The organism is Streptomyces sp. SD31, from assembly GCF_052068475.1.
Classification (GTDB): domain Bacteria; phylum Actinomycetota; class Actinomycetes; order Streptomycetales; family Streptomycetaceae; genus Streptomyces.
On sequence record NZ_JBQHCX010000001.1, the window covers coordinates 892,698 to 901,919 of the forward strand.

Below are 9,222 nucleotides of genomic sequence, written 5' to 3' on the forward strand. Positions count from 1 at the left end.
TCCTGCCGGCGCGGGGGCGGCCCTTTCGCGTCGCCCCTTCACATGTACGGCGTCACCAGGCAGCGGGGTCGCTGCCGTCGACGGCGAAGACGGTGCCGTCGGGGGCGCTCGCGTAGACGCGGCCGTCGGTGAGCACGGGCTCGGGCAGGTCGGCCGCCAACCCGTCGGAGTTCGGGCCGAGCCGGGCCGGCGTCTGGCCCAGAAGGCGGCCGTCGCGGGCATCCACGGCGAACAGCCGGCCGTCGGGGGCCGTGACGTACACATGCCGGCCGTCGGCGACGGGCGACGACGTGCGCAGCACGGCCGTTTCCAGGCTCCACAGCTGCCTGCGCGCCTCCGTGTCGACGGCGACCATCATCCCGTCGCCGCCCACGAGATGGACGACGTCCCCGTGTACGGTGCCGCGCGCCTGCAGGAGTGGGAGGGGCAGAGCCACGCGCCGCGAGGTCCTGTCGGCGGGGGAGTAGCGGACCACGGTTTTCGTGTCGCTGTAGATCCCCTCGACGGAGATGAAGAAGGCCGACCCGTCCGACGTGCCGACGAGCTCCAGCGCCCCATCCAGCCGCGCGTCCCAGCGCACGTCACCCGTGGCCGGGTCCACTGCGGTGACCCGCGTACTCGAATCGTCGTCGGAGGTCGTCGTCGTGTACGCCAGCGAATCTCCGGCGAAGGAGACGAAGTACGGCGCCCGGTGCCCCGGTAGGGCCCGACTCCACTTCGTGTCGCCCGAGGCGCCGTCCACGCCGGTGACCGTGCCGTCGGCGCCGGTGAGCAGCAGCATGCCGCCGACGGTCGCAGGTCCGCTGTACGCGGGCATGTTCTGCCGCCAACGCGCCTTGCCCGTAGCGGGATCGAGCGCCTCCAGCCGGCGGCCCTGCCCGGACGACGGATGCACGAGCCCGCCCGCCACGGCCGGCGGTCCGTCCACATGCGACGCGTCGACGGGCTGCCGCCACAGCAGCCGGCCGTCCAGCGGGTCGAGCGCGAAGACGAGCCCGGTCTGGGCGCACAGCACCTTCCCGGCACCGTACGAACACCGGGGCGTGCCCTTCTTGGGCGCCGGTGTCGCCGCCCACCCGCCGAAAGCGGCCGACGCGGTCCCCGCGCTCTCCCGCTCCGGCGTCGGGTCGCCGCCGAGCAGCTGCACGGAGGCCAGCGCGACAACCGAGGCGAGAGCTACGGCCCCGGCCCCGAGGGCCGACAGCCTGCCCCGGCGCCTGCCGGGCGGCCGCCCAGCCTGCTTCTCCCCGACACGCGGCCGCCCTCGCTCCGCCTCCGGCTGCGGATCGAGCTCCGAATCCAGCTCCGAATCCAGTTCCGCATCGAGCACCGAATCGAGTCCCGGGCCGGGCCCCGCATCGAGCACTGGATCGCGCTCCGGCTTGGACGGCGTCCCGCCGGTCCGCTGCGCCGGAATGAACGCCTGCGTGTCGTACGACGCCGCCACCGACCGAAGTTCCCGCATCAACTCGTCGGGCGTGGGCCGGTCCTCGGGCTCCTTGGCCAGACAGCGCACCACGAGCGGAGCGAGATTCCCCGGTACGCCGGTCAGGTCCGGCTCGTCATGAACGACCTGGTAGGCGACGACATACGGACTGTCGGAGTCGAACGGCCCCCGTCCCGTCGCCGCGTGCACCAACACGGACCCGAGCGCGAAGATGTCGGCGGCCGGCCCGACCTCCCGTGGCCGTCGGAACTGCTCGGGCGCCATGAACGGCGGCGTACCGATCAACTTCCCTGTCTCGGTGCGCAGTTCGCTGTCCTTTGGCCGAGAGATGCCGAAGTCGATGACCTTCGGCCCGTCGCCGGCGAGCAGCACGTTGCTCGGCTTCAGGTCCCGGTGCACGACGCCGACCCGGTGGATGTCGCGCAACGCCTCGGCCAGCCCGGCCATCAGCCGCCGCAACTGTCCGGGGTCCATCGGCCCGTTCCGCTTCACCTGGTCGGCGAGCGTCGGGCCGGGGATGAACAGCGTGGCCATCCAGGGCCGTTCGGCCTCCGGATCGGCGTCGACCACGGGTGCGGTGAAGGCACCGCTCACCCTGCGCGCGGCGCCCACCTCCTGCCGGAACCGCCCCCTGAACTCGGGATCCCGGGCGAACTCGGCATGCACGACCTTCACCGCGACCTGCATGCCCGAAGTGCTCCGCGCCAGATGTACGACGCCCATGCCCCCGGACCCCAGGCGCGACTCCAGGCGGTAGTGACCGGCGTACTCCGGAAGTTCCGCTTCCGCGCCCGCTCCGGCGTCCTGCTGTGGCGCCATGGGACCACCCCCGTGCTGTTCGTCCGCGCGCGCGACGCTCGGAGCCTAGTCGATGACTCGTGCGAGGCAGAGGCGGCTTGCTAGCCTCCGTGTTCCAAACACGCACATGCGTGCGTGGCGTGATTTAGGGGAATCAACGGGGCCCCATGGCTGTCATGGGGATCAACGGGGGAGGTTTTCGCATGTCTGCAGGCCGCGCTGAAGAGGTCAGAAGAGCCGAAGAGATCGACGGCAGCGTGGAAGAGGCCGTCACAACGATGGCCGCCACGCCCACGCTGACCACGGCCACACCGGCTACCACCACGGCGGACACGACCGCGCCGGACACCACCATGGCGGCTACGGCCACCGCGGTCACGGCCACGGCGGTGCGCTACTACTCGGTCGCACCTGGCGTCCGCCTGAACGTCCGCCGGGGCCCCGGCACCAACTACGCCCTCGTCCGCGTGCTCCCCGAGGGCGCCAGGATCCCGATCTACTGCCAGACGCCGGGCACCACGGTGACGGGCCCCTACGGCACGTCGAACATCTGGGACAACATCGGCGACGGCGAGTACGTCGCGGACGCCTACGTGAACACCGGCAGCGACGGCTACGTCCGCCCGCGCTGCTCCTTCTGAGCCGACCTCTGGTCCGATCCGTGCCCCGACCTGTGATCTGATCTCCGATCCGCACTGCGGTCCGGTCACCGGAACCCGTACGGAGCCCGCGGCCAAGCCGGAGCCATAATCGACGCGTGAGCGAGAAGAACGGCACCCCGGCCACCCCCGCGGGCTCCACGGGCCCCCGCCCCGAGCCCCTGCGCTTCTTCGGCACGACCTGGGTCGACCACGACAACGGCTACACCGCCCGCCGCATCGCGGTGACCGTCGGCTCCCTCGTCACCGCGGCCGCCTCCTGCCTGGTCCTGCGCTTCGCCTACCAGGGGCTCCAGATCGCCGACGTCGGCAACTTCGTCGCCGTCGTGGTGGTCGTGATGTTCGCGGTGTGCAGCGCCCTCGCCTTCCGCCACACCTGGGACGCCTTCACCAAGCGCCCCGACCCCGACCGCCAGGCCTCCCTCCGCGGCCTGCTGGCCATCGGCTTCGTCGGCTCACTCCTCGCCTACTTCTTCCGCTCCCTCACCGAGGCTCCCGGCGAGAAACTCCACCGCCAGGAATACGAGACCGCACGCCAACAACACGACACCCGCACGACCCGCCGCACAGGCAACCCGGCAAAGAAGCGCCGCCGCCCATAGCCAGACAGACACCGACGACAGCGCCCCACGCCTTGCTACAGGTCCGGCGAGGTGCCCAGCCCAACCCCCGCCGAGCCCGAAGCACGTGCGGGCGGCCCGGACCTCCCCAACTGTGTCGCCCACGCCTCAACGCACAGAAGAAGCCACACCCTCGGTATGGACGGGAGCCGTCCCCCTCCGAACCCAGCGCACGCCGCCTCTCCCCACCCCGCGTCGCTGCCGCCGCTCTCTCGCCAGCCCCCGGGGGAAACCACCTCTCCGCAAACTCGGTGCACACCGCACCATCCACCGCCACCATGGCCGTATGACGGTCCCTTCCCACGCCGACCGAGCCCGTTCCTTCGACTCCGCCGCAGCCCAGTACGCCGCGAACCGCCCCTCCTACCCACCCGCCCTCTTCGACGCGATCGAGGAACTCGCCGGCCGTCCCCTCACCGGCGCGCGCGTCGTCGACGTGGGCGCCGGCACGGGCATCGCCACCGCCCTGCTCCGCGCGCGCGGCGCCGACGTCCTGGCCGTGGAACCCGGCGACGGCATGGCAGCCCAGTTCCGCCGCACCAACCCCGACATACCGATCGTCCGCGGCAACGGCAACACACTCCCCGTCGCCACCGCTTCCGCCGACTTCATCACCTACGCCCAGGCCTGGCACTGGACCGACCCCGCCCACTCGGTCCCGGAGGCCCTCCGCGTGCTGCGCCCGGGCGGTGCGCTGGCGCTGTGGTGGAACATCACGCCTCTCGACATCCCGTGGCATGTGGCGCAGGCGGGCCGTATCGAGCGGCGCTTCGGCGCCCATCCTGTCGTCGAGCAGAACGGCAGCGGCGCCAGATCCGCCCTGAACGACCCGACCGGCAGCCTCACCTTCACCGCCCGCAAGGTCCGCTGGAGCCGCCGCGTCCCGATCGACACACACCTGGCGAACATCGGGAGCCACTCGATCTTCCTGGTCCACGGCACCGAGGCGAGCACCGCCTTCCTCGCCGAGGAGAAGCGACTCCTCCTCGCCGCCTTCCCGGACGGAATCATCGAAGAGACCTACGACGTGGACCTCCTCGTAGCCACCACCTCCTGACGCCCCTCGCCCTCCCACGCCGGCCCACCGCCGTCAGCCCCCTCCTCACGCCCGCCCTCCCCATACGGCTCAGGACACCCAGCACCGCGCCGAGCCGAGGAGGGCGGGCGAACGGGCCGACCAGGACCGAGGCCGCACCACGCGCGAACCAGGCGCCCAACTTCGCGCCCTGCGCGCACACCGTCACAGCGCGGGAGGCAACCCCACCCCGAAGGCGCAGCAGGCCCGGTACGCGGGGCACGCCCCCCGCCCAGCCCACCGCCCGCGGCGGCACCGCACACACCGTCGCGTCGACCGCTCCTCGCGCCCGCCCTCCTCGCCGCCTTGACGCTGCAGTCCCACCGGAGGATTATTCATCGCATGATGAATTACTCTTCCGCTCGTTCCGATCCCCCCGACGACCCCGCCATCCGAGCCGAGACCCTGAACGTCGTCCGCGGCGCCCGCCAAGTACTCCGCGACCTCGACTTCACCGTCCCGCGCGGCCAGATCACCGGCCTGCTCGGCCCGTCCGGCTGCGGCAAGAGCACCCTGATGCGGGCCGTCGTCGGCACCCAGGCCAAGGTCACCGGCACCCTCGACGTCCTCGGCCGCCCCGCCGGCCACCCCACCCTGCGCACCCGCATCGGCTACGTCACCCAAGCTCCCTCCGTCTACGACGACCTGACGATCCGCCAGAACCTCGCCTACTTCGCCGCGATCCTCGACCCCGGCCACGCCGCCGCCGATCGGCGCCAGGACGTCGATCGCGTGCTCGCCGACGTCGACCTCACCAGCCACGCCGATGCCCTGGCCGGCAACCTCTCCGGCGGCCAGCGCAGCCGCGTCTCCTTGGCGGTCGCCCTGCTCGGCACCCCCGAACTCCTCGTCCTGGACGAACCGACGGTCGGCCTCGACCCGGTCCTGCGCCGCGACCTCTGGGGCCTCTTCCACGACATCGCCGCCTCCCGCGGCGCCACCCTCCTCATCTCCTCCCACGTCATGGACGAGGCCGAGCGCTGCCACCGCCTCCTGCTCATGCGCGAGGGCCGGCTCCTCGCCGACGACACCCCGGACGCCCTCCGCACCCGTACGCGCTCCGAGACGGTCGAGGCGGCCTTCCTGCACCTGGTCGACGAGGCAACCGCGGCCGCCCACGCGAAGGAGACGACCCGATGACCACGACGACGAGCCCGACCACGACGCTCCGGCCCGCCCCCACCGGCGCCCTGAACCTCGCCCGCACGACCGCCACCGCCGCCCGGGTCCTGCGCCAGCTCCGCCACGACCCGCGCACCATCGCGCTGATGCTCCTCGTCCCCTGCGTGATGCTGTTCCTGCTGCGCTACGTCTTCGACGGCAGCCCGCGCACCTTCGACAACATCGGCGCCTCCCTCCTCGGGATCTTCCCGCTGATCACGATGTTCCTGGTCACCTCCATCGCCACCCTGCGCGAACGCACCTCGGGCACCCTCGAACGCCTCCTCGCCATGCCCCTCGGCAAGGGCGACCTGATCGCCGGCTACGCCCTCGCCTTCGGCACCCTCGCGATCATCCAGTCCGCCCTGGCGACCGGACTCGCCCTCTGGATCCTCGGCCTGGACGTCACCGGCAGCCCCTGGCTGCTCCTGCTCGTGGCCCTGCTCGACGCACTGCTCGGCACCGCGCTCGGTCTCTTCGTCTCGGCCTTCGCGGCCTCCGAATTCCAGGCCGTCCAGTTCATGCCGGCCGTGATCTTCCCCCAACTCCTCCTCTGCGGCCTCTTCACACCCCGCGACAACATGCACCCCGCCCTCGAGGCCATCTCCAACGTCCTCCCCATGTCCTACGCGGTCGACGGAATGAACGAGGTCCTCAAGCACACCGACATGACCGCCGACTTCGTACGCGATGCCCTGATCGTGGCGGGCTGCGCCCTACTGGTACTGGGCCTGGGCGCGGCGACCCTGCGACGCAGGACGGCATGACCGCCCCGGCGGCCGAGCAGTACGCGAGCCCGCCGCCCATCCGTCCCGCCCACCGGACACGCCAAGTCCAAAGCCGCCCTCGGTGCGAGGATGAACCCGGACGACGCAACCCCCGGAGGACACCCCAGCCATGACCCAGAAAGTCGCAGTCCTCGGCACCGGCAAGATCGGCGAAGCCCTGCTCAGCGGAATGATCCGCGGCGGCTGGGCCCCGGCCGACCTCCTGGTGACGGCCCGCCGCGCGGAGCGAGCCGAAGAACTCCGCACCCGCTACGGAGTCACCCCGGTCACCAACGCGGAAGCCGCCAAGACCGCCGACACCCTGATCCTCACGGTCAAGCCCCAGGACATGGGCACCCTCCTCGACGAACTCGCCCCGCACGTCCCCGCCGACCGCCTGGTCATCAGCGGAGCCGCCGGCATCCCCACCTCCTTCTTCGAGTCCCGCCTCGCCACCGGCACCCCGGTCGTCCGCGTCATGACGAACACCCCCGCTCTCGTCGACGAGGCCATGTCCGTCATCTCCGCCGGCACCCACGCCAGCGAAGCCGACCTCGTCCACACCGAGGAGATCTTCGGCGCCGTAGGCAAAACGCTGCGCGTCCCCGAGGGCCAGCAGGACGCCTGCACCGCGCTCTCCGGCTCCGGCCCGGCGTACTTCTTCTACCTGGTCGAAGCCATGACCGACGCCGGCATCCTCCTCGGCCTGCCCCGAGACAAGGCCCACGACCTGATCGTCCAGTCCGCGATCGGCGCCGCGACGATGCTCCGCGACAGCGGCGAACACCCCGTCAAGCTCCGCGAGAACGTGACGTCCCCCGCCGGCACCACCATCAACGCCATCCGCGAACTCGAGAACCACGGCGTACGAGCCGCCCTCATCGCCGCCCTCGAAGCAGCCCGCGACCGCAGCCGCCAACTGGCCTCCGGCAACAGCAGCTGACGCCCTGGCCGCCCTTGCACAGGGGGCGGCCCAGCACGCCCCCTAAGCAGTCACCCCGATATCCGCAGCGGCAACCGCAGCCGCCGGCAGCAACCCGATCGCCCGATACGCGGCATCCACGGTCGGCCGGGCCATCGCCCGAGCTCGCTCCGCACCATCCCGCAGCACCCCCTCCACATAGCCAGGATCCGCGCACAGCTCCCTGTGCCTCTCCTGCACGGGCCTGAGAACCTCGACCACGGCCTCCGCGGTGGCTGACTTCAAAGCGCCGTACGACTCATATACACCGCTCAGCTCCGATGGGTTCCCACCCGTGCACGCCGCCAGAATCTCCAGCAGATTCGCCACCCCCGGCTGAGCGGCCCGGTCGTACACGACCTCCCGCCCGCTGTCGGTCACGGCCCGCATGACCTTCTTGCGCACCACATCCGGCTCATCGAGCAGATAGACGATCCCCGGCCCGGAGTCGTCGCTCTTACCCATCTTCGACGTCGGATCCTGCAGATTCATCACCCGGGCCGCGACCTGCGGAGGCGTCGCCCGAGGCACCACGAACGTGTGCCCGTACCGCTGGTTGAACCGCACCGCGAGATCCCGCGCGAGCTCCACATGCTGCGTCTGATCGTCCCCGACCGGCACCTCATCGGTCCCGTACACCAGGATGTCCGCGGCCATCAGCACGGGATACGTCAGCAGCGACAGCCGCACACTCCCGCCCCGCGCCCGCTCGCGCGCGGCCTTCTCCTTGTACTGGATCATCCGCCGCATCTCGCCATCGGTGGCCACGCACTCCAGCACATACGACAGCCGCGCGTGCTCATCCACATGACTCTGTACGAACACGGTGCACAGCTCCGGATCCAGCCCCGCCGCCAGCAACAACGTCGCCGCCTGCCGACTCAGCCTGCGCACCCGCGCCGGATCGTGGTCCACGGTCAGCGCATGCAGATCGACGATGCAGAACAGCGCTTCAGCCTCGTGCTGATCGACGCCCGCCCACCGCCGCATGGCTCCCAGGTAGTTCCCCAGCGTCAGATGCCCCGTCGGCTTGACCCCACTGAAGACCCGAGTCATCTCTTCTCCATCTCCTGGTCAAGGCCGCTGTCACGGCGGCCGACCCTCTGGAGCTCCGGAGGGAGATACGAGAACGGCCGCCGAGGCGGCGGCCGTTGAGTGCATACGTGAGTACGGCCGCCGTCAGGCGGCCCACCACAGTTGGGTGCACGTACGCGTCGTCATGCGTCCCAGAGTACGCCCCTGGGGTTCCACTTGGAGGGAAGTTGACACGCCCCGAGCCGATCCGTACTGTTCTCCGAGTTGTCCGACGTGAGCGCCGACTCCGGTCGGTCCCCGGACAGCCACTCCGCAAGTACCAACCATCACTCGACGACAGTGAATCTGTCTGCCGTCGTTTCATTGGCGTGCGTATTTACGGAATGAGGAATCCGCGTTCGGAAGAACGCAGCCCCGATTAGCTCGGGAGCCCGGAATCCGCTAAAGTCTCACTCGTCGGAACGGCCCAACAGCCGCGAAGACAAGCCCCGCTGACCGGGAATCGGATCCGAAAGGATCTGATAGAGTCAGAACCGCCGGAAAGGGAAACGCGAAAGCGAGAACCTGGAAAGCGCCGAGGAAATCGGATCGAGAAAAGATCTGATAGAGTCGGAAACGCAAGACCGAAGGGAAGCGCCCGGAGGAAAGCCCGAGAGGGTGAGTACAAAGGAAGCGTCCGTTCCTTGAGAACTCAACAGC

At 70.5% G+C, this 9,222-nt stretch carries 8 protein-coding genes; 6 read left to right on the forward strand and 2 right to left on the reverse strand.

Going from position 1 to position 9,222, the window contains the following annotated elements; translation table 11 throughout:
* Nucleotides 1–52: 52 nt before the first annotated feature.
* The gene (locus ACTMVF_RS03950; RefSeq protein ID WP_441269504.1) at nt 53–2,266 is read right to left on the reverse strand and encodes a serine/threonine-protein kinase; all 2,214 of its coding nucleotides are present in this window, start codon (nt 2,264–2,266) and stop codon (nt 53–55) included.
* A gap of 332 nt (nt 2,267–2,598) precedes the next feature.
* Between ACTMVF_RS03950 and ACTMVF_RS03955 the strand changes: the two genes are divergently transcribed.
* The 6 genes from ACTMVF_RS03955 (at nt 2,599) to proC (ending at nt 7,470) form a co-directional block, all read left to right on the forward strand.
* Nucleotides 2,599–2,886, forward strand: a complete 288-nt coding sequence (locus ACTMVF_RS03955; protein ID WP_441269558.1) for a peptidase — start codon at nt 2,599–2,601, stop codon at nt 2,884–2,886.
* Nucleotides 2,887–3,002: 116 nt separating this feature from the next.
* Nucleotides 3,003–3,506 (forward strand): EamA/RhaT family transporter, encoded by a 504-nt coding sequence (locus ACTMVF_RS03960; protein WP_441269505.1) that lies wholly within the window; start codon nt 3,003–3,005, stop codon nt 3,504–3,506.
* A 304-nt stretch (nt 3,507–3,810) separates the two neighbouring features.
* Nucleotides 3,811–4,581, forward strand: a complete 771-nt coding sequence (locus tag ACTMVF_RS03965; RefSeq protein ID WP_441269506.1) for a class I SAM-dependent methyltransferase — start codon at nt 3,811–3,813, stop codon at nt 4,579–4,581.
* 360 nt (nt 4,582–4,941) lie between these two features.
* A complete protein-coding gene (locus tag ACTMVF_RS03970) occupies nt 4,942–5,739 on the forward strand; it encodes an ABC transporter ATP-binding protein (protein WP_441269507.1) in 798 nt (265 codons plus the stop codon).
* The gene (locus ACTMVF_RS03975; RefSeq protein ID WP_441269508.1) at nt 5,736–6,527 is read left to right on the forward strand and encodes an ABC transporter permease; all 792 of its coding nucleotides are present in this window, start codon (nt 5,736–5,738) and stop codon (nt 6,525–6,527) included. The genes ACTMVF_RS03970 and ACTMVF_RS03975 overlap by 4 nt, the downstream gene beginning before the upstream one ends.
* A gap of 130 nt (nt 6,528–6,657) precedes the next feature.
* Entirely contained in the window at nt 6,658–7,470 is an 813-nt protein-coding gene (gene proC, locus ACTMVF_RS03980) for a pyrroline-5-carboxylate reductase (RefSeq protein ID WP_441269509.1), read from the forward strand.
* Nucleotides 7,471–7,512: 42 nt separating this feature from the next.
* On the opposite strand, the gene trpS is transcribed toward proC, so the two are convergent.
* Complete coding sequence (trpS, locus tag ACTMVF_RS03985) at nt 7,513–8,544, reverse strand: tryptophan--tRNA ligase (protein WP_441269510.1); 1,032 nt, start codon at nt 8,542–8,544, stop codon at nt 7,513–7,515.
* Nucleotides 8,545–9,222: the final 678 nt, after the last annotated feature.